Genomic DNA, 20651 nt, shown 5'->3' with positions numbered 1-20651 from the left:
CCGCATGAAACTGCGATAGCGGAAAGTTATGATAAGCCCGTTTTCATAACTCATTACCCAACCAAAATCAAGCCTTTCTATATGCAGCCAGATCCTGACAGGGAAGAAGTCGTTCTTTGTGCTGATTTAATCGCTCCGGAAGGATATGGAGAAATAATTGGCGGTTCAGAACGGATTCATGATCAGGGATTGCTTGAACAGAGAATCAATGAGCATGGCTTGAGCGAAGATGCTTACAAATGGTATATGGAATTAAGAAAATATGGCTCTGTGCCGCATTCAGGCTTCGGTTTGGGATTGGAACGCACCGTAGCATGGATCAGTGGAGTCGAGCATGTCCGTGAAACCATCCCGTTCCCACGTCTATTAAATCGATTATATCCTTGATTACGTTATGAAGCGGTTATCTTGCCTATTGGCAGATAACCGTTTTTTGTTAAAATTATAAACTTATTCGATGAGCCGTATTCATGTTATACTAAACCAGAGGTGTCCAAAAACATGAATAAAGAACATTTATATGCGTGGTTTAAGGAAGGAACGATAACGATTCCATCCTTTTTGTTGACTAACTATAGTGCAATGGGACTGAATGAACAAGAAATGGTCCTATTATTACAATTGCAAAGCTTCATCGATAAAGGTAATCATTTCCCTGCACCCTCCCAACTTTCTGACCGAATGACATTGCAGGAAACGGAATGTCTATTCATGATCCAGCGTTTGGTCCAAAGGGGATTTGTTGAAATGGTGGTTGAGGGGAGCCAAGAAATCGGACAGGAAAAATATTCGTTGTCTCCACTGTATGAAAAAATGATGGACTGTTTCTTGAAAACTTTGAAACAGGCAGAGTCTGCAGAAATTCAAAAAGCGGGGGAGAGCCTTTATACGATTTTTGAACAGGAGTTCGGCCGCCCTTTATCTCCCTTTGAATGTGAGACATTGGCAATGTGGATGGAGGATGACCATCAACCTGAAATCATTAAGTCAGCTCTGAGGGAGTCTGTCATTTCCGGAAAATTGAATTTCCGATACATTGATCGAATTTTATTCGAGTGGAAAAAGAATGGAATTAAAACCTTGGAACAGGCAAGGGAGCAAGGACAAAAATTTAGAGTTCATCAAAAGAGGGACCGAAAGACGGAAACTGCACAACCATTGAAAGATGTGCCTTTCTATAACTGGCTCGAGCAGTAATGTAAATTGAAGGAGAACCGATATGTTGAATAAAGCTCAAATTCGATATTGTCTGGATACGATGGGTGAAATGTTTCCGGATGCCCATTGTGAGCTGAATCACTCCAATCCATTTGAATTGGTGGTTGCTGTTGCCCTTTCAGCTCAGTGTACGGATGTATTAGTCAATAAAGTGACGAAGGATTTATTTCAGAAATATAAAACGCCTGAGGATTACATAAGCGTTCCGATTGAAGAGTTGGAAAATGACATTCGCTCAATCGGTTTGTTTCGTAACAAGGCTAAGAATATACAAAAGCTGTCGCGCATGCTGATCGAAGAATACGGTAAGGAAGTTCCGAGAGATCGTGATGAGCTTGTTAAATTGCCTGGCGTTGGCAGAAAGACGGCGAATGTAGTCGTTTCCGTTGCTTTTGATGTGCCGGCGATCGCTGTGGATACCCATGTAGAGCGTGTTTCCAAGCGCCTGGGATTATGCCGTTGGAAGGATAGTGTCCTCGACGTTGAAAAAACGCTGATGGCTAAGATACCAAAGGATGAGTGGTCCGTTACGCATCACCGCCTGATATTCTTTGGACGCTATCATTGCAAGGCCCAGTCACCAAGATGTGAAACCTGCCCGCTTCTCGATTTATGCCGTGAAGGAAAAAAAAGAATGAAAAGGAAAGAAGCCAATTGACGCAGTCCATATCATTAAAAGTCCCTGAAGAATTGGCCCATCATTTGTTTTTTCCTGAAAAGGAAACCATCTTGGAAAAAGAACGATATGCAGGTTGGAGTGAAACGATTCCATTCGAGGCTTTCCCGTATGAGTTACTTTATTATAATAATGTAGAAGCCTATGCTCCCTGGACGAAGGGGGCAATGCATGTAAAGGAACTGCTGGAGAGATGGAAGGGAATTGATTCGGAATGCAGATTGCTATATTCTGAGCGAAAAGCAGGACAGACCTTGGGACTCATGAAGCAGGGGATCGGTTTATTTTTAACCGCAGTCTTCTGGATGCATGGGCAGCCAGTGGCATTGAATGATATCCGGTGCCAAATACAATCCTTTAACAATATTCCGGTGAACATGGATGAAAGGCTTTCTTTCATCCTTGCCAGACCCGCTTTTTTTCATTCTTATAGACAGCTCAGTGAGTTGTTCCGAGAATTTGAAAAACAATATGTAAAGTTCATGATCAAAAATAAGAACAGCCAAAAAAACGTCTAAGCCAAAAGCTTAGACGTTTTTTTAGGTCAATCTTCATATATATTTATTCGGTATCTTGGTTTGGATCTGGGTCCGGATTAGGATCGGGATCAGGGGTCTCGACTGGTTTTTCCTCTTCTACCGTTCCAGGGTCAGTGGTATCATCCCCGCCCTCGACATCCTCTCCATTATTGCCATTTCCGTCATCCGTGTTGTTGCCATTTCCATTACCATTACCATTGTTGCCATTGTTGCCATTGCCATTATTGTCGTTATTGCCATTATTACCGTTATTGCCATTATTGTCGTTATTATCTTTATTGCCGTTTTCGCCATTGTTATTTTTGTCTTCGTCTTGTTTATCCTCTTCGCCTTCAGCAGGAGTTTCTTGTTCCGGATTTTCACCTTCGGCAGGATCTTCAATCTTCTCGTCCTCAGTATCCTCAGGGACTACCGCTTCAGCAGGTATTTTGACAGATGTACTCGCAGGATCACTTTGTTGGTTATCCACTAGAGCTACCACTGAGAAAGTATATTTACTTCCAGGGGTTGGATTAGGAATGGTTAAACTAGTATCCTTCGATCTTTTCAATACGCTCTGTGCGCCGCCGTCAACGGACATCTTAACCTCGAATTGGGTATTCCCATTACCTTTAGGATATGACCATGATAAATTGATTTCATTGCTTTCCTGGTTGTAAGAAGCGTTAATGCCAGGAACGTCGATTTTTTCATATTCTGTCGTCACTTGTGTAGGCTCGTGACCTTTAACATAATATTCATAAGTGATTTTACTGCTTGGTGTATATTCATTGGCTTTAACAGCTGGATTCGAACCTTTGATGACTCCAACCTTCACAACACTGTCAGGTTGATCAAAGTCTTTCGTTTCTTTTGATTGGGCCATATGTTCCATTAAATTCTTAAAGATGAATTTAGGGATTCTTTGAGATGATTCACCCAGATATTCCATTTGCTCACCAGATGCATTATCATAACCAGCCCAAACCGCGACTGTATAATTGGTAGTGTAACCTGCCATCCAGCTATCTTTTACACCTGAAGATGGGATGTTGTTCGCTGCACGCTGTTCAGGCGTGAAGTTGGTTGAACCTGTTTTACCGGCTACCGGGAGGCTAGGGATATTGGCTAACCTTCCTGTTCCAAAAGGTTCTTTCATGACGCTTTTCAACATGTCCGTCACGATGAAAGCTGTTGAATCTTTCATGACCGGCTTTGATTCCGTCTTGTTTTTGATGGTTGTTTTATCACGTAAAACAATCTTTTTCACACTATGCGGTTCATTATAGATACCGTTGTTTCCGAATGAACTGTATGCACCGGCAAGTTCAAGTGTAGAAACATCCTTACCGCCGCCCAATGCTGCCGATTCGGTAATCTCCTTATCAAAAGGAATGCCAAGGTCAGTGGCAAAATCACGTGCCCGGTCCAAGCCGACTGCTTGAAGCGTTTTTAAGGCAGGAATATTTAATGACCGTGCCAATGCTTCCCGAGTCGTTACAGTGCCATAATGTCGTCCGGAAGCATTTTTAAGCGGTGTTCCATTACTGTAAGTGTATTCCTCATCCTTGATTTGGTGGTAGGTGGACCAATTTAAATATTCCACGGCAGGACCGTAATCCAGAATCGGCTTAATGGTCGAACCAGGTGATCGCTTGGCATCCGTTGCATAATTCCAGCCGCGTTTAACCGTCGTATTCCTGCCGCCGCCCACTGCTTTAATTTCACCAGTTTCTGTATCGAGTAATGTGACTCCGGCTTGGAGATCTTTACTTGGATAATTGATGATTTCATCACTGTTCAACATGTTATAAACATATTCTTGGGCATCTTTATCAATGGTCGTCTGGATTTCCAAACCATCGGTAAATACGTTATAGTCACCCATATCTCCGACTTCCTCAATTACCAAATCGATGAATGCATCGTATGCGGTCGTATCGATTTGGCTCTTATCGATTTCTTGAAGTCCTTCTGTTATATCGATGCTTTGTGCATTTTTCATTTCCGTTTCAGTGATATATCCATGTTTGTTCATTAAGTGCAAGACAATATCACGGCGTTCTTTCGCACGTTCAGGGTATTTATACGGGTCATACCTGCTTGGGCTTTGCGGTAATCCTACAAGCATGGCCGCTTCGTTCAATTTCAATTCGTTAAGATCTTTTCCATAATAAGTTTGCGATGCAGTTAAGATCCCGTTGGCACGGTTTGCAAAGAAAATCTTATTCACATACATTTCGAAAATTTCTTCTTTTGTATATTTTCTTTCAAGCTGTATGGATAGCCACATTTCCTGGACTTTCCTTTTAATGGTCTTATCAGGCGTTAAATAAGAACGCTTGATGACCTGCTGGGTCAATGTACTTGCACCCTCTGAGCCGAATCCGTTTTTGACGTTGGCTATGACGGCACTGCCCAGACGTAAGAAATCGACCCCGTGATGCTCATAAAAGCGGGAATCTTCCGTTGCCAGGAAAGCTTCTTCGACAAGATCGGGTATGTCTTCATAATTTACATAATCCCGGTTTTCCTTTCCGATTTCAGCAAGTAATTTACCATTTTCATCGAGAATCTTGGATGTGACCGGATCTTTTAAAAGCTTGTCGTCAAGTTCTGGAGCGTCGCTTATAAAATAAGCCATTGCAGCTCCTCCGGCAACCAGGCCTATTATTCCGAATGTAACAAGTATAAGGAAAATCCGCTTAAGCATATTGGTTGGTTTTTTAGGACTTTTATTCTGTTCCTTTTTTTGAGTCTGCCCCTGCTTTCGGCGTTCTTCTCTAGTATTATATTTTTCAGCCATTACAGCTAACCTGCCTTTCTAAAAAACTAAAAATTTTCTGAGATGAGCGAATCTACTACTTTAATATAGTCAATTCTCGGTTGAAAGCCAAGAGTAATCTTTCGTGAACTGCTTTCAACCTCTTGAAGAGTTATAGATTTGCGTCCGCCTTCTTTCATTCTCTTCCAATAAAAACTCAGTTGTTCGGAACTCATTAAATATATATCATCCATTGCGGAAAACCGGATGATGACAAACGCAATTCCGTCATGCTGAACGATATGCTTCATATGTTCAATTTGATGGTCATGAAAATTCTTCAGCGGGAACGAACTGCTGTTTTTCGTTTCCTTTGCCTCAAAATCAATGTACTTTCCTTTATAAACACCATTATAATCGGTGGTCGATGCTTGTTTGAAATAAGCTTCTTTAATGACTGCAGCACTTCTTTTCGGATAGTGGACATCGACAATTTGTATGGGTGTCGGTTTTTTATGGATGACGGCAATGCCGTGTGCTAAATAATACTGATTGGTTTCGTTCAAATCGTCTTCCAATGTTTTTCCCCGGTTGCTGTAACTGATTTTTTTTAGTGGACTTTTCTTTTCTTCCATAGCCTGCGGTACAAATCTTCGTCCGTTGGGATAATGAAATGCCACTTTTACCCCTCCTTTTTTTCACTTATCTATATTAGCAAAAAAAGAATCCAAAATGTGAATAAAAAGAATTGTTTCTTAGAACGATAGGATTTATGTACAACTATATGTCACAATTCATCGCTATAGAAAGGCTAGATGCGAATGTTAAAGACGGAAAAGCAGTTGCTCCAATCCATAAAAGCCCAAACTGCAAAAGGGAATAGGGATAATATATCAAGAACGAAGGCATATGAACAATTTTTTAGAATCCATCCAGAAATACAATGGTCTTTTTTAGCCGGGATGGTTTCCAGGAATGCAGGCTGGAATATGTGTGATCTTGAAGGGATTTGGTTTTCCAATTTACTTGGCCTTAAATACAGGCATCAATTATTCCTAACGTATGAAGAAGCCAACTGGAGAATATTCCAAGATGCATATCCGCAATTACTTCTCTATCATTATTCGACGAAATATGGACGTCCATTGTTTCACTTATGTCATTATTTTTTTATTACCAAATTCATGAAGAACGAATGGCATTCCTTTTGGAAATATGGAAATCGTGAAAAATTAGTCACTGCGCTTATCATAAATGAACAAAACATCATTGAAGAACCGGTTATTAAAAAGCAATCCTTCGTTTTTCATTCTCTGTTATTTTTCCTGCAGGATTGGATGCATTTTAGCACAGTTTTATTTCCTACTTGCAATGGGGAAATGTATGGCTCGTCCGTTTCGCATTTTAGAAATATCGATAAAAGGATTGAATTGGGGAAAAGGTTGGCTGGGCTTTTATTTTCTGAAGATTTATTTCCACTATTTTATGAATTTTCCTGCAGGACTGAACCAACGGGTGCCAGATATGATTATGAACAATATCGAAAAAAGCCTAGATACCATGATACCCCGATGCTGAGAGGAGTATATCCATTGATTCATCATCAAGCAGGGGAGACAGAGCAATGGGATATGAAAAAAAAGGTTAAAAAAAAATGGTTCATTGAACCCAAATGGGAAGAAGACCCGCATTTGACGGAATGGTATGATCATAAACAAAAGCAGCTGCACACGGCAGCAATAATCAAAAATTGGATTTTATAATAGGAAACAGGGAAGGCGTCGATGAAGCCTTCCCTGTTTATCGTTCAGTATTTATTACTTACGTAGAGGGGCGGTTTTCTCCACTAAGTTTCGGGTTTCCCGTTCCTGCCTCTTTAGTGGGCGGCTTTTGTCGTTTTTCGTTTTTCTGCTGTCTGCTTTCATTCGACTGCATAAAATCACCTCCTGTCTGTATTCTTGTTTAAAACTCCATTCTTCATTCTGCCATTGTTGTCGAAGGGCATAATAAATTAAGTGAATTGCACTTTCTTTGCCGATTAGCTTCTAGTTTTGTCAGTCATGAAGGGCTTTCAGATAAAAAAAAGAATAGTACAGGTAAAGAATGGGAGGGATCAGCATGGTCAATAAAAGTGTCGCAACAGAAGAGATATTAAGGATGATAGCTGAGATCAGTACCAGCCTGGATCGTTTGGAAATTTCATATGGGGAAACTGTAAATACAGTGCGGTGTAAACTATGGGCGGAACAATATACTTTGGTTAATGAAGCCCAGGAAGCCATTGAGAAAGCCGAGGATTATTGGGTGAATGCTGAAGGTGTGAACCACTCCTTTTCCATTGTTCCGGAAAAAACAATTATGAAACACAAGGTTTTCACTGAATTGCACGTATAATCCGCAGGAATTTCATTTTATGGAGAACTGGATTATACTAAGGGAAACAAATGTACGGAGGAATATATTGTGCAAAAAGAAAAACTGCAGCTATTAACAGAACAATTGATTAAATATACGGACCAGGCAGATGATATTTATGAGGGTGTACGCCTGGAAGGAAAGGAAAAGGATTTCTTTTCTGAAGTAAAGCCGTTTGCAGATCAGGTCAGGACCGTATGCATCGAATGGGAAACAGGAATGAAGGAGTGGATGAAAGAAACCGAATTTAGGCATCTTTTCCCCGAGCAAATCGAACAAACCGCCCATAACCTTTCTGATGTGGCCGTTCAGGCATTTTTTCCTAAAACAAGTTATAAGCGATTTAAAAGCCATGTCCAGTCGATCGAATTCATCCTTAATAATGTAAAAACGGAAATCGATCGGATTTTATCATAAAAACACCTACACTTTATTCCTTCTTTTTTCATATATTATCAGAACCATGTAATGAAAAAGAGGAGGGCTTATTGTCATGATGAGATCCGGTTATAACCAAATCTCCCCAAATCAAGGACAGTTTCCTCAATCAATGCCGGAAAATTGGGGAGGATACCAACAGCCAATGCCGTATCCTCCGCCAAATAATCATAATCTTGAACAACCATTTATGTATCCATATCATCACCAGGATACAGGGGGCTATATGACGCCATATCATGATCCTTATCAGCAGGCAGCGTATCACCCATTTCAACCAGTCCCGCAGCAGGCGATGCCCGTGGGAGCTTATCCGGGCAACAGTGTTATGCAGCCAATGGCACAAATGCAGCCAATCCAGCCCAATCTTCAGCCGCAAGCTTTTAGTCCGTTCGCAAATCCGTTACAGCCAGCTAAAAGACCTCCGCAAAGTCAGCAGCAGGCTCATAATCCATATCCAAAGCAGCAGTTCATGCAAAAACCCCAGCCATCGGGTTTCAAATCGGTCATGAATCAATTCAAAACACAAGATGGCTCCATGGATATAACGAAGATGATGAACACAGCTGGACAAATGATGAATACAGTTTCCCAAGTATCTTCAATGGTCAAAGGAGTAGGTGGCTTCTTCAAAGCATAGATGGTGAATAAAGAAAAAAGCAGACTTACAAGTGACCAGCCACTTTTTTAAGTCTGCTTTTATTCATGCCTAATGGATTTCAATCCGATTCCCCCTGATTTTGGGTAGGTGAAGCGTGAGGATGCCATCGCGATGTCGAGCGGTCACATTTGCTTCATCAATCGGTTTTGGAAAGGAAATGGTTCTTGAAAAAGTACCGGCTGAAACTTCCTTTTGGAACAATCCTTGATTTTTATCCTTTCTATCTCCATGCTTTGCGGATATGGTTACGGAATGGGCCAGTACATCAATTGATATTTGGCTGCGTGGAATTCCGGGCAAGGTGGCAGTTAGGGTATATTCTGAATGCGTTTCATGAATATCAACCGGAAAGCTGCGTTCTTTCGCCGAGCCGAAGAAATCGTCAAGGGATTTCAGCATGCCTTTAGGTGGCCTTTCGGAAAACAGCCGATCCATTTTGTTAATGAAATGGGAAAAGGGTTCCATTCGATTCCGGTTATTATTTTTTTCAGAAGAGGTCATCACGGTGCTCCTTTCTAAAAAATTCCTTTGCCTATAAGCTATGTGAGGAATGAAGAAATGTGAATGGACTGTTGGGTTTCAGATTCAGGTCCATAGGGAATAACGGTACTGAATGATTAATAAAGGAAATGAGGGATTAATATGACAGATAGCAAGCTTTCCTACATAGATACCGGGAAAGGAAAGGAGACAATGATGTTTATCCATGGATTTTGCGGAAGCCATGAATATTGGAGCGACATCATTGCTGGATTAAAGGAAGAATACCGGGTTATTGCCGTTGATTTACGGGGACATGGTGCAAGTGAGGAAATAGGGGAGTCTTTCTCGATTGAAGATATGGCAGCTGATATTGCGTCATTTTTGGAAGAACTGGAAATCGGACAGGTATATATGTTTGGTCATTCGCTTGGGGGATATATCACCTTGGCATTCGCAGAAAGGTTTCCTGGGAAATTGTCTGGTTTTTCATTGGTACATTCCACCGCTTTCCCGGATGATGAGACTGGAAAGGCGGGGCGCTTAAAATCAGTCGAGAAAATCGAAAGTGAGGGAATCCCTGCTTTCATTGACGGACTTATACCGAAGCTTTTCGCTCATTCCGATGATCCCAATATTGAACATACAAAGGAAATCGGATATAAAACAAGTGAAATTGGTGCGATAGGGTCTTTACATGCCATGAGGAACAGAATGGACAGAAATCATGTTCTCGAAGATACGAAGTTGCCTGTCCTTTTGGTTGCAGGTGAAAAGGATAAGGTGATTCCCGTTGAAAAAACCTTTTCTGTAAAAGGGAGCCATATCAATGAAGTAATACTTAAGGGCAGCGGCCATATGGGAATGTTGGAAGCTCCAGGCAGATTAATTGAAGAAATCATTCGCTTTGTCGAGAAGAATTAAGTGAAAAAAATGACCGGGCTGGAAACGAGATGTTGACGTTTCCAGCTTTTTTTTTTGAATAGGAAATAGTTTCCCTTTTGCATAGAACGTTCATTCGGTAGAATAGGAGGATGAGGTGGTTAAATGAAACTGCGAAAAAATTTACTGGAAGTCATAAAGGATCTAAAAACAAATGAAGATTTTAAAGAAAATATAGTACATTGGCAAGTCATTGAAGCAAAAGAGGCAAAACATGTTCCTTTTCCAGAAGCAATGAATGATAAGATCAAGCATGCTCTTGAAACTCGGGGGATTAATGGTTTGTATACCCATCAGGCAACTGCATTTGATACTGCTGTCAGCGGCAATAGCCTTGTAGCGGTAACACCTACAGCTTCTGGTAAAACATTATGCTATAACTTGCCGGTCCTTCAAAAAATACTGGAAGATGAAAAAACCAGGGCGCTATATATTTTTCCGACAAAAGCACTGAGCTATGATCAAAAAAGCGAATTGAATGAAATGATTCATGAAATGGATGCTGAAATAAATAGTTATACATACGATGGGGACACACCTTCAAATATCAGGCAAAAAATCCGCCAGGCCGGACATATCGTGATCACCAATCCTGATATGCTCCATTCAGGAATCCTGCCCCATCATACGAAATGGGTCTCATTATTTGAAAACTTGAAGTATGTGGTCATCGATGAACTTCATATTTACCGAGGCGTTTTCGGAAGTCATACAGCCAACGTCATTAGAAGGTTAAAAAGGATTTGCAATTTTTATGGAAGCGACCCTGTATTCATCTGTACTTCCGCTACGATCAATAACCCAAAAGAGTTGGCAGAAGAGCTTACGGAAAAACAAATGGTCCTTATCGATAATAACGGAGCCCCGAGTGGGAAAAAGCATTTTGTGTTTTACAATCCCCCAATAGTCAATAAACCGCTGAACATACGCAGGAGTGCGGTTTTGGAAGTCAGGAAGCTGGCAAATGAATTTTTGAAAAATAAAATTCAAACCATCGTTTTTGCGCGAAGCAGGGTTCGTGTGGAAATTCTATTGACATATTTACAGGAGCTTGTATCAAAGCAATTGGGGCCAAAATCAATCAGGGGCTATCGCGGCGGATATCTGCCAACACAGCGTAGGGAAATTGAACAAGGCCTTAGGGATGGTTCCATTTATGGAGTGGTATCCACAAATGCACTTGAGTTGGGTGTCGATATCGGCCAGCTTCAGGTTTGCATAATGACTGGTTACCCTGGATCCATATCGAGTGCCTGGCAACAGGCGGGACGGGCAGGCAGGAGACATGGTGAAGCATTGATCATCATGGTTGGCAGTTCCAGTGCCCTTGATCAATATATCGTACAGCATCCCGATTATTTCTTTACCAGAAATCCAGAAACGGCAAGAATCAATCCGGATAATCTTTTGATCCTGGTTGATCATGTAAAATGTGCAGCATATGAGCTGCCATTTAAAAAAGGCGATACATTTGGGAAAACAGAGATTATGGACGTTCTTGAATTCCTTACAGAAGAAAGGGTCTTACACTTGAATGGGGACAAATGGCATTGGATGAATGATGCTTTTCCCGCAAGCAATATCAGCCTGCGTTCAGCGGCACAGGAAAATGTCGTGATCATCGACCAAACGAATGCACCGGTTAATCGGGTCATTGGGGAAATGGATACGTTCAGTGCAATGACCCTTCTCCACGATGAAGCCATTTATTTGCACCAGGGAATTCAATTTCAGGTGGAAGAACTTGATTGGGATGAAAAGAAAGCTTATGTACGAGAAGTCAATGTGGACTATTATACGGATGCTAACCTTGCTGTCCAGTTGTCTGTATTGGAAGTCGATAAACAGCGATCCTTCGCTTCCACAGCAGCTGCTTTTGGTGATGTCGCAATCCGGGCAATGCCTACGATCTTCAAGAAAATCAAATTCGAAACTCATGAAAATATTGGTTCAGGACCAATCAGTCTTCCGGAGATGGAGCTGCATACGAGTTCGGCCATGCTTTCCATGGATTCTGATATATTCAATTGGGACGAAAATCGAATAGAACAAGGAATGATAGGAGCCTCCCATGCTCTAAATTACATGATTCCGCTATATGTTATGTGCGATCCGCATGATATCCATGTGTATCCGCAGGTTAAGGCAGCGCATAATGAAAAACCGACCATTTTCATCTATGATAGTTATCCGGGTGGCATAGGGTTAAGTGATAAAGTATATGAAAACTCTGAAGTCATCCTGATGGAAACAATATCAATGATCGAGAATTRCACTTGTGAAAGCGGCTGTCCCTCCTGTATCGGAACGGAATCTGCAACGAAAACAGCCAAGAGTGATGCCAAACAATTATTAGGTCAATTTTGCAAGCAAAAACATTAATAGATTACAGGGATCCGTGAAAAGAGGTGTAATTTCATGTCTTTAAAAAATAAACTAAACCGTATGAAAACCCATATGAACCTAGAGAAACATACTTCTCCTATAGAAGTAATTGACCAGAAAGAGAATGAAGAAATTCCTTACTTTGAAAAGTGGCTGGAGAACGATACCGTTTCCTTTCATTTCGATGGTGACTATTGTTTCATTAGGGAAGTCCGCTACCCTATAAATCACAAACACGGCTTATATGCATTTTCCGAGCTGAAGAAGGTTGTAAAGGAGTGGAATCAAGCTTCATTGGAGCATCCACTCTCCGCCAAGGGCGTTAAAAGTGAAGATCTGTTTTTCTTCGATACGGAAACGACAGGGCTTGGAGGCGGAGCGGGCAATACCATTTTTTTACTTGGCTATGCGTATTTAGAAGGTGAAGAAGTTGTCGTGAAGCAACATATCCTTCCGCAGCCAGGAAGTGAAATCCCGCTTTATCAAAGCTTTCTGGAAAACATCAATTACGAAACCCTTGTCACATATAATGGTAAATCCTTTGATTGGCCTCAGCTAAAAACAAGACATACCTTGATAAAAGAACATGTACCAAAACTACCGGAGTTCGGACATTTCGATTTGTATCATGCTTCAAGGCGCCTTTGGAGAAACAAATTGGAGCGAGTGAAATTATCTGCGGTCGAAACAGATATTTTAGGTGTACATAGAGAGGATGATATTCCTGGATATTTGGCGCCGATGATTTATTTTGATTTTGTTGAGAGGAAGAATCCGGAAATTCTGTTTGGGATCATGAAGCATAATGAATGKGATATCTTATCACTGATCACATTGTATATTCATTTGTCCCGAAAAATCCTCCAAATCGATGGATATACGGAAGAGTCCATGGAGATTGCACGATGGCTCGATTATTTGGGGAAAAAAGAGGAGTCAGTTGAGACATATCAAAAAATATTGGAAGCGGGAAGTGAGGAAGATCGGATAATGGCTGGTCATGCCTTAGCTTTCCAGAAAAAGAAGCTAAAACAATTCAATGAAGCTTTGGAGATTTGGAAGGAAGTTGCCTTAAAAGGGAATGTGCAAATAAGGATACAGGCGCAGATTGAATGTGCAAAATTATACGAACATCAATTTAAGGAAGTCGGTCATGCTCTAAAATGTTCAATAATCGCCCATCAAGAGATGGTAAGAGAAGGGATCACTCAGGAAAAAAAACAATTGGAATTGGAAAAGAGGATTCGGCGGCTCGAAAAGAAAGAAGGTTCAAAGGATATTTCTGTATAAAATAAAGGAATGAGAATGGTCTTTTAGTGCAAAAGGATGAAAATAAAAAATATGTATACAATTATTGTAGCCTTCAACTATTGTGTGTAAAATGGAAAGAGTTGAGGGTGAAATTCCAAGCGTTCATTTCATACCTTTACATCAAATAAAATTAAGGTGAAAGCGGAGCGGAGAAATGTATAAAACGACTTTATTTCTATTTTTTGTTGTCCTTTGTTTAACGATTGTTTTATTTACCTCATTAAAAGACAGTCTCTATTCCTTTTTGTAGAAAATAACCCTCTATATTTGAAGAGATAGCATTCATATAATAGTGTACTTATCGACAGCCATACATCGTTTTATACTTATTCTGTATAATTAGGTCATTTCATCAGTACACGTATCCCCTTTTTTTCATAGTCTGTAATGTAAGACTAAACTTATCATGATGAAAGGGGACGTATATAAATGTATTTTCGTAATTGTGGAGGAAATAAACCCCATGTTATGGGAGCATCCAACAATGTAATGGGCGCACACAACAATGTAATGGGCGCATCAACCGGTAAAAAAAATTCCAACGTAATGGGAGCGTCTGACGTAATGGGAGCCTATAGTCCATCGGCTGTGTCTCCAGCTCAATATGGTCCATCGGCTGTGTCTCCAGCGCAATATGGTCCAACACAAACATCTCCATCTCAAGTTGCCCCAGCGCAAGTTTCTCCAACACAGCAATATGTTAATACGAATGTATCGAACACAGTGATTCCTGTCGTTCATCCATCACATACTACAAATGTCAATAAACATGTGAACACGTTTAAGCATTATTTCCCGCATACTCAATCCGTGGTGAACGAGTGCTATAATCAACACTTGATCTGTGGAAGGCCGCCRCAAAACCCATGCTGTCCGCCTAGGCATTTCGGATACTAAAAAATAAGGGCTTATTAAGCCCTTGTTTTCTTACATAATCATGTTAAAAGGAGATTGGCCAAGCGATGAAGGTTTTGTATATGACAGGCTACAAAGCTTTTGAATTCGGGATATTTAAAAATGACCATGAAGCCGTAAAATATATAAAGAAAGCGATGAAACAGCGTCTCCTGCCATTGGTGGAAGATGGGCTGGAATGGGTGATCATCTCAGGTCAGTTGGGTACGGAATTATGGGGTGCCGAAGTGGTTTTCGAGTTACAGGAAGAATTTCATCAGCTTAAATTAGGTGTGCTTACTCCTTTCCTGAAACAGGAAGAGTCATGGAATGAAACGAATCAAGAGTTTTACCGATCCATATTGGCCCGTGCCGATTTTGTTGAATCGATTTTCAACAAACCATATGAAGGGCCCGAACAGCTTAAAATCAAAAATAGGTATATGGTCCATAAAAGCGATGCCATGCTCATCATTTTCGAAGCCGAAAAAGAAGGATCAGCCCGATATCCTTATTTCGAAGCGATGAAAAAAGCTGAAACACAGCCATACCCCATCTTTCAGATAAACTTTGATGATTTGCAATCGGCTGCGGAAGAAGCGAGCTGGTCCGAAGAATGAGAGAAAATAATTATGGATTAAAAGTTGTTTCTAAAGCATAATCATATTATTATGAAATTTAGATACAGTTTTAATGGGAATACATACCGTTCACTGAAACAGTAAGATACAAAAAGGTGTTTCGTTGACAAACCCAAGCAGATTTGAAAAAATAATAAAAAGTCGATTGTATTGGCGAAAGTATTGAGGTGAAGTCTTATGCTATCCGATAAGATAAAATTAACGGCTAAAGATATTCTTGAAAAAGATTTTAAAACAGCCATGCGCGGGTATAAACCTGAAGATGTGGATCAATTCCTGGATCTGATCATTAAAGATTATGAAGTGTTCCATCAGGAAATTGAAGATCTTAAACAAGAAAATCTTAAATTGAAAAAACAAGCCGACGAGAGTACAAAACGTCCAAATCAACCTGCTCCAAGTGCTACCCCGGGAACCACTAACTTTGACATCCTTAAACGGTTATCCAACTTGGAAAAGCACGTTTTTGGTAACAAGCTTTTTGATTGAGGTTTTGCATTGTAAAAGTAAAAATTATTGTGGTATTGTGTTTTCGTGAATAATGGAGTATAATCAATTATGTTATGTTAACGTTTGGGTAATTGCTGCTGCATTCATGCAGTAGAGGAAAGTCCATGCTCGCACGGACTGCGATGTCCGTAGTGTTCGTGCCTGGCGAAAAAATAAGCTTGGGCAGCAATCTTGGATTGCTGACGGCTGGGAAAATGCCTAAGTCCTTTTGGATATGGCATGAATACCTATAAAAGTGCCACAGTGACGTAGCCTTTACAGAAATGTAAAGGGTGGAACGAGGTAAACCCCACGAGCGAGAAACCCAAATTAATGGTAGGGGCGCTTTCTTCCTTGGAAATGAACGAGGAGAAGGACAGGAGCACATGCTTCTGTAGATAGATGATTACCGCCGAAGTACGAGACGCGAGTCGCTTGCAGTACTGAGGAACAAAACATGGCTTACAAAACGTTATCATATTACACCAAAAGCACAACTCTCCTTTTAAAAGGAGAGTTTTTGTTTATGGAGATTGCCCTAATATAAAAAGATTGGGCATTTCCTTTTATTTTTCGTTTTCTGAAACTCCGCTGTGTTAAACTTAGAACTTGGCAAGTTTTTCATTCCATTCGAAAAGTGTCCAGCGTAAAGAAAATGGCTTCAATGTAGTCTTCGGAAACGTTGTTAAAAATAGTGTTGGAATGTTAAGCATTCCTTGATTCTGGGTATCCTATTTATAAAGGTTCCTTAATTCTTCTGTTAGCTGAAGGCGGATAATGGATGGGAACCATACATAATTGGTTTGGCTGATTTCAATCATATAATTGCAGCGATTGTCTTAAGGTGCAGTGATAATAGAGTAAAGCTTTAATTTCACGGTAATCCATAGACGTTCCCGCTATATGGATCATGATAGAAGCTAGGCCAACAATGAAGAATTCTAACGACAAGATAAATGGTAGTGGACCTTTTAAATAAGGCTTACATGTAAAAAATCAATGCCTGCTTCTAAAATACATAAATGAAGAAATTCGCGAAAAGGTGCCATTGATTTGGATTAATGGAAAGAAGGTGCAGAATTAATGAAACAATTCGATATTATCGCAACATCAGCAATGGGATTGGAATCAATTGTTGCCAAGGAGGTTCGGGATCTTGGTTACGATTGTCAAGTCGAAAATGGTAAAATCACGTATAAAGGGGATCAATCCGCCATTGCCCGCTCTAATTTATGGCTGCGCACTGCCGATAGGGTGAAAATTAAAGTCGCGGAATTTAAAGCATATTCATTTGATGAGTTGTTTGAAAAAACAAAGGCATTGAATTGGGAAGATTACTTATCGGCAGATGTCGAGTTCCCCGTGAGTGGAAAATCCGTTAAGTCAAAGCTATACAGTGTCCCTGATTGTCAGGCAATTGTCAAAAAGGCAATTGTTGATAGATTGAAGAGTAAATACAAGCAAGTGTCTTGGTTTGCCGAGACTGGTCCTTTGTTTAAAATTGAAGTATCTATTTTAAAAGATGTTGTGACACTTACCATGGACACTTCAGGTGCAGGTCTGCATAAACGGGGATATCGAACCGGGCAGGGGGAGGCACCTCTTAAAGAAACATTGGCGGCTGCGTTAATCATGCTGACCAATTGGAAAGCGGATAAACCTTTCATAGATCCATTTTGTGGATCTGGAACGATTCCCATCGAGGCGGCCTTAATTGGTCAGAACATAGCACCTGGGTTTAATAGGGAATTCGTATCTGAAACTTGGTCTTGGATGGACAGCAAGGTTTGGGATGAAGCACGGATCGAGGCTGAAGATTTAGCCGATTATGATCAGTACTTGGACATAACCGGTTGTGATATTGACCATCGAATGGTCGATATAGCTAAAGCTAATAGTTTTGAAGCCGGTCTTGGTGATCTGATTGAATTCAAACAAATGCAAGTGAGGGATATCTCAACCAGGAAAGAGTATGGTGTCATTGTCGGGAACCCGCCTTATGGAGAACGTCTTGGCGAGAAAAAAGCGGTTGAGCAGATGTATAGGGAAATGGGCCAAGCCTTCAAGAAGCTTGATACTTGGTCAGTATACATGATTACCTCCAACCCTGACTTCGAACAGCATTATGGTAAGCCTGCAACGAAAAAAAGGAAATTGTTCAATGGTTTCATTCGTGCTGACCTTTATCAATATTGGGGGAAAAGGCCGCCAAGACAGCCTCAAGGTGAATAAGTAGGTAGAATATAACGGAGGATTTTGCTAGTCAGGACGATTTATTCATAATAGGTTCCAGTCTTGCTTATCATTTCCTTTTCTGTTATTCTAATAATGAATTATTTTTGTTCAGATTTAAGGAATACCTTAATATTCTTTTGAACAAGGATAGTAATATAATGTGTGGAGAACACACTAGGAGGCAACAAMAATGGAACAAGGTAAAGTAAAATGGTTTAACGCAGAAAAAGGTTTTGGATTCATCGAACGTGAAGGTGGAGACGATGTATTCGTACATTTCTCAGCTATCCAAGGCGAAGGTTTCAAAACTCTTGAAGAAGGCCAAGACGTTACATTTGATGTAGAACAAGGTCAACGTGGACCACAAGCATCAAACGTAAACAAAGCTTAATTCAACCCTATATTATTTACAGACAGGCTCTCTTTTGGAGCCTGTCTTTTATTTTACGAATGGGACAACCAGGCAGCATACATAGAAAAAACATAATACGTTTCATTTTCTCATGGTTGGTAAATATCTTGACTATTAATGTGAATTAAAGGATAATATACTTTTGCCTAAGATTTTAATGATTCGGATTCTATATACTGATGATAGATAAAAGGGGAGACCAGGATGCTTAAAACACTGCCTTTTTCGGTAACAAAGGAAGATTCTTTTTACGATAAGCTTTCAGAATGGATCGGTGATGTCTTTTACGATATTCTTCCCGAAAAAGGATTTGAGCTGCGTGACGAACAAATCTTCATGGCATTTCAATTAGAAAAAGCCTTTAAGGAAAAGAATGTAAGTTTTGCTGAAGCAGGGGTAGGGACCGGTAAGACATTGGTCTATTTACTATATGCGATTTGTTATGCGAGATATACGAATAAACCGGCCATTATTTCGTGTGCAGATGAAACGTTGATTGAACAGCTTGTCAAAGAGGAAGGCGACATCCAAAAAATCAAGAATGCTTTAGGTATTGAAGTGGATGTTCGGCTTGCTAAATATCACGATCAATATGTATGTCTAAAGAAGTTGGATTACGCAGTGAATCATGAAGATTCAGAGGGAATAGATCAGCTATATGATGAACTTCCCAAGTTTGTCCATGATAACTCATCCATGAACGCCTATACAGCATATGGGGACCGTAAACAGTACCCATATTTAAATGATGAAGACTGGTCTAAAGTTGGCTGGGATCAACTCCAAAACTGTTTCACTTGTGATAAACGCCATCGATGCGGGCAAACCCTATCACGGGACCACTATCGAAAATCAAGTGATTTGATCATTTGTTCACATGACTTCTTCATGGAGCATGTATGGACCAAGGAAAAGCGTAAGCGTGAAGGACAGTTACCATTGCTGCCAGATCATAGCTGCGTTGTCTTTGATGAAGGCCACTTATTGGAATTTGCTGCTCAAAAGGCTTTAACTTATAAAGTTGGGGAACAAACCCTTGCCTCGGTTTTGGAATTGCTAACAGCCAATCAGGTTCGTGAAGAAACCTTATACATCATTGAGGATTTAATTGATATCAATGAAGAATTTTTTGATTTGTTGGATGAAAAAGCGATACATGTCAGCGGATCTAATCGTTATGAAATCCCAATGTCCAAAGAAATTACAAGCTTTGCCCATAAGCTTCACAAAAAGGTTGAGGAGTTAGAGGAGAACCTAGTTTTTGAAGCGGAAATGTACACGATCAATGATTATGATTTAAAAGTGACGGAAGAATATTTAGAGCAGCTGGGCTACTCCCTTTCTCTATTTATAAAGGATGAACAGGCCGTTTCCTGGTTTGAAGAAAATGAAATGACCAAAACATTGGTCATCATGCCAAGGCTCGTACAGGATATTTTGTCTGAACAGGTATTCTCTAAAAAAATCCCTTACATTTTTTCATCGGCAACATTATCGGATAATAAATCCTTTCAGTACATTGCAGATAGTTTAGGGATAGAAAAGTATGACAGCTTTTCCGTTGAATCACCGTTTGATTACGATGAAGTCATGAAAATGAACATGCCTACCTTCGAAAATGGAGATCAATTGGCTAAACTTCAATTTACGATGAAGACAATTGAGGAAAATCAAGGTCGAACACTCGTGTTGTTCCAGTCAAAAGAAGAATTGCATTGGTTCAAGGAAAACTGCCCAATTTCTTCTTATCCATTTTATTTTGAAGGGGAAGCGGAAATCAGCGAGCTGGTTAAGAAGTTCCAAGAGGATGAGCAATCTGTTCTTTTCTCCTATCATTTATGGGAAGGACTTGATGTTCCAGGGCCTTCACTACAAAATGTTGTGATACACTCCCTGCCATTCCCGCCGCGCGATCCAGTTTTCGAGGCTAAACRCAACTCGGTTTCCGACGCATTTGAAGAAGTGGACCTTCCATACATGCTCCTTCGCTTGCGCCAGGGAATAGGGCGTTTGATCAGGACGAGCAATGATTCGGGGACAGTCCAGATTTTGATTGATAAGGATCTTTCGGAGCAGGTTAAAGAGAAGATTGTATCCATTCTTCCTGTTACGCTTTAACTCAAGTCTATCCAAAAAAAGAGCCAAGGTGCCCCTTGGTTCTTTTTATTTTAA

20 protein-coding genes and 1 other RNA gene are annotated in these 20651 nt (G+C 40.4%); 18 read left to right on the top strand and 3 right to left on the bottom strand.

The features are described 5' to 3' along the window. The 4 genes from AC1DVB_RS13595 to AC1DVB_RS13580 form a co-directional block, all read left to right on the top strand. On the top strand, positions 1–387 hold a 387-nt coding region (locus AC1DVB_RS13595), incomplete at its 5' end, for an amino acid--tRNA ligase-related protein (protein ID WP_477589596.1). Positions 388–501: 114 nt separating this feature from the next. Beyond that, on the top strand, positions 502–1197 hold the full coding sequence (locus AC1DVB_RS13590) for a DnaD domain-containing protein (RefSeq protein ID WP_053535560.1): 696 nt from the start codon (positions 502–504) through the stop codon (positions 1195–1197). A gap of 22 nt (positions 1198–1219) precedes the next feature. After that, the gene (gene nth, locus AC1DVB_RS13585; protein ID WP_057277814.1) at positions 1220–1876 is read left to right on the top strand and encodes an endonuclease III; all 657 of its coding nucleotides are present in this window, start codon (positions 1220–1222) and stop codon (positions 1874–1876) included. Continuing rightward, positions 1873–2412: a YpoC family protein gene (locus tag AC1DVB_RS13580; RefSeq protein WP_057277815.1), complete on the top strand. Its 540-nt coding sequence runs from the start codon at positions 1873–1875 to the stop codon at positions 2410–2412. Before nth ends, AC1DVB_RS13580 begins: the two co-directional genes overlap by 4 nt. A 43-nt stretch (positions 2413–2455) precedes the next feature. On the opposite strand, the gene AC1DVB_RS13575 is transcribed toward AC1DVB_RS13580, so the two are convergent. Together AC1DVB_RS13575 and recU are read right to left on the bottom strand one after the other, a co-directional pair. Next, entirely contained in the window at positions 2456–5218 is a 2763-nt protein-coding gene (locus tag AC1DVB_RS13575) for a PBP1A family penicillin-binding protein (protein ID WP_239858430.1), read from the bottom strand. A 26-nt stretch (positions 5219–5244) separates the two neighbouring features. Then, positions 5245–5856, bottom strand: a complete 612-nt coding sequence (gene recU, locus AC1DVB_RS13570) for a Holliday junction resolvase RecU (RefSeq protein ID WP_034307899.1) — start codon at positions 5854–5856, stop codon at positions 5245–5247. A gap of 141 nt (positions 5857–5997) precedes the next feature. Here recU and AC1DVB_RS13565 point away from each other — a divergent pair, with 141 nt between their 5' ends. The 4 genes from AC1DVB_RS13565 (at position 5998) to AC1DVB_RS13550 (ending at position 8669) form a co-directional block, all read left to right on the top strand. Next, positions 5998–6939, top strand: a complete 942-nt coding sequence (locus AC1DVB_RS13565; RefSeq protein WP_230136642.1) for a DUF2515 family protein — start codon at positions 5998–6000, stop codon at positions 6937–6939. A 355-nt stretch (positions 6940–7294) separates the two neighbouring features. Beyond that, positions 7295–7570, top strand: coding sequence for a hypothetical protein (locus AC1DVB_RS13560; RefSeq protein WP_230136640.1), 276 nt, complete (start codon positions 7295–7297; stop codon positions 7568–7570). A 69-nt stretch (positions 7571–7639) separates the two neighbouring features. Next, complete coding sequence (locus AC1DVB_RS13555) at positions 7640–8008, top strand: YppE family protein (RefSeq protein ID WP_054400300.1); 369 nt, start codon at positions 7640–7642, stop codon at positions 8006–8008. A 76-nt stretch (positions 8009–8084) separates the two neighbouring features. After that, a complete protein-coding gene (locus AC1DVB_RS13550) occupies positions 8085–8669 on the top strand; it encodes a YppG family protein (protein ID WP_057277818.1) in 585 nt (194 codons plus the stop codon). A 69-nt stretch (positions 8670–8738) separates the two neighbouring features. On the opposite strand, the gene AC1DVB_RS13545 is transcribed toward AC1DVB_RS13550, so the two are convergent. Continuing rightward, positions 8739–9191, bottom strand: coding sequence for an Hsp20/alpha crystallin family protein (locus AC1DVB_RS13545; protein WP_057277819.1), 453 nt, complete (start codon positions 9189–9191; stop codon positions 8739–8741). Between the two features lie 141 nt (positions 9192–9332). On the opposite strand from AC1DVB_RS13545, the gene AC1DVB_RS13540 reads away from it, so the two are divergent. The 10 genes from AC1DVB_RS13540 (at position 9333) to AC1DVB_RS13495 (ending at position 20597) form a co-directional block, all read left to right on the top strand. Next, the gene (locus AC1DVB_RS13540; RefSeq protein WP_095679351.1) at positions 9333–10094 is read left to right on the top strand and encodes an alpha/beta fold hydrolase; all 762 of its coding nucleotides are present in this window, start codon (positions 9333–9335) and stop codon (positions 10092–10094) included. 123 nt (positions 10095–10217) lie between these two features. Continuing rightward, on the top strand, positions 10218–12494 hold the full coding sequence (locus AC1DVB_RS13535) for a DEAD/DEAH box helicase (RefSeq protein WP_477589590.1): 2277 nt from the start codon (positions 10218–10220) through the stop codon (positions 12492–12494). 36 nt (positions 12495–12530) lie between these two features. Continuing rightward, positions 12531–13787 (top strand): ribonuclease H-like domain-containing protein, encoded by a 1257-nt coding sequence (locus AC1DVB_RS13530; RefSeq protein WP_477589588.1) that lies wholly within the window; start codon positions 12531–12533, stop codon positions 13785–13787. Between the two features lie 450 nt (positions 13788–14237). Then, positions 14238–14705: a CotD family spore coat protein gene (locus tag AC1DVB_RS13525; protein ID WP_477589586.1), complete on the top strand. Its 468-nt coding sequence runs from the start codon at positions 14238–14240 to the stop codon at positions 14703–14705. Positions 14706–14770: 65 nt separating this feature from the next. Further along, a complete protein-coding gene (locus AC1DVB_RS13520) occupies positions 14771–15322 on the top strand; it encodes an SLOG family protein (protein WP_053535550.1) in 552 nt (183 codons plus the stop codon). Between the two features lie 198 nt (positions 15323–15520). Beyond that, entirely contained in the window at positions 15521–15832 is a 312-nt protein-coding gene (gene gpsB, locus AC1DVB_RS13515; RefSeq protein ID WP_034307876.1) for a cell division regulator GpsB, read from the top strand. Positions 15833–15912: 80 nt separating this feature from the next. Continuing rightward, positions 15913–16302, top strand: an RNA gene (gene rnpB, locus AC1DVB_RS13510) — RNase P RNA component class B. 613 nt (positions 16303–16915) lie between these two features. Then, a complete protein-coding gene (locus AC1DVB_RS13505) occupies positions 16916–18064 on the top strand; it encodes a THUMP domain-containing class I SAM-dependent RNA methyltransferase (protein ID WP_057277823.1) in 1149 nt (382 codons plus the stop codon). A gap of 193 nt (positions 18065–18257) precedes the next feature. Continuing rightward, a complete protein-coding gene (locus tag AC1DVB_RS13500; RefSeq protein ID WP_034307871.1) occupies positions 18258–18458 on the top strand; it encodes a cold-shock protein in 201 nt (66 codons plus the stop codon). Between the two features lie 225 nt (positions 18459–18683). Then, the gene (locus AC1DVB_RS13495; RefSeq protein ID WP_477589583.1) at positions 18684–20597 is read left to right on the top strand and encodes an ATP-dependent DNA helicase; all 1914 of its coding nucleotides are present in this window, start codon (positions 18684–18686) and stop codon (positions 20595–20597) included. The last annotated feature ends 54 nt before the right edge of the window (positions 20598–20651 follow it).

The organism is Peribacillus sp. P4_D6 (assembly GCF_056401795.1).
This window is presented reverse-complemented; position numbering and strand designations above follow the sequence as displayed.

Bases quoted from the DNA above. Each gene is read 5' to 3' on its own strand.
- AC1DVB_RS13590 (WP_053535560.1), top strand. From the start codon at position 502: ATGAATAAAGAACATTTATATGCGTGGTTTAAGGAAGGAACGATAACG.
- nth (WP_057277814.1), top strand. From the start codon at position 1,220: ATGTTGAATAAAGCTCAAATTCGATATTGTCTGGATACGATGGGTGAA.
- AC1DVB_RS13575 (WP_239858430.1), bottom strand. From the start codon at position 5,218: ATGGCTGAAAAATATAATACTAGAGAAGAACGCCGAAAGCAGGGGCAG.
- AC1DVB_RS13565 (WP_230136642.1), top strand. From the start codon at position 5,998: ATGTTAAAGACGGAAAAGCAGTTGCTCCAATCCATAAAAGCCCAAACT.
- AC1DVB_RS13560 (WP_230136640.1), top strand. From the start codon at position 7,295: ATGGTCAATAAAAGTGTCGCAACAGAAGAGATATTAAGGATGATAGCT.
- AC1DVB_RS13550 (WP_057277818.1), top strand. From the start codon at position 8,085: ATGATGAGATCCGGTTATAACCAAATCTCCCCAAATCAAGGACAGTTT.
- AC1DVB_RS13545 (WP_057277819.1), bottom strand. From the start codon at position 9,191: ATGACCTCTTCTGAAAAAAATAATAACCGGAATCGAATGGAACCCTTT.
- AC1DVB_RS13540 (WP_095679351.1), top strand. From the start codon at position 9,333: ATGACAGATAGCAAGCTTTCCTACATAGATACCGGGAAAGGAAAGGAG.
- AC1DVB_RS13520 (WP_053535550.1), top strand. From the start codon at position 14,771: ATGAAGGTTTTGTATATGACAGGCTACAAAGCTTTTGAATTCGGGATA.
- gpsB (WP_034307876.1), top strand. From the start codon at position 15,521: ATGCTATCCGATAAGATAAAATTAACGGCTAAAGATATTCTTGAAAAA.
- AC1DVB_RS13505 (WP_057277823.1), top strand. From the start codon at position 16,916: ATGAAACAATTCGATATTATCGCAACATCAGCAATGGGATTGGAATCA.
- AC1DVB_RS13500 (WP_034307871.1), top strand. From the start codon at position 18,258: ATGGAACAAGGTAAAGTAAAATGGTTTAACGCAGAAAAAGGTTTTGGA.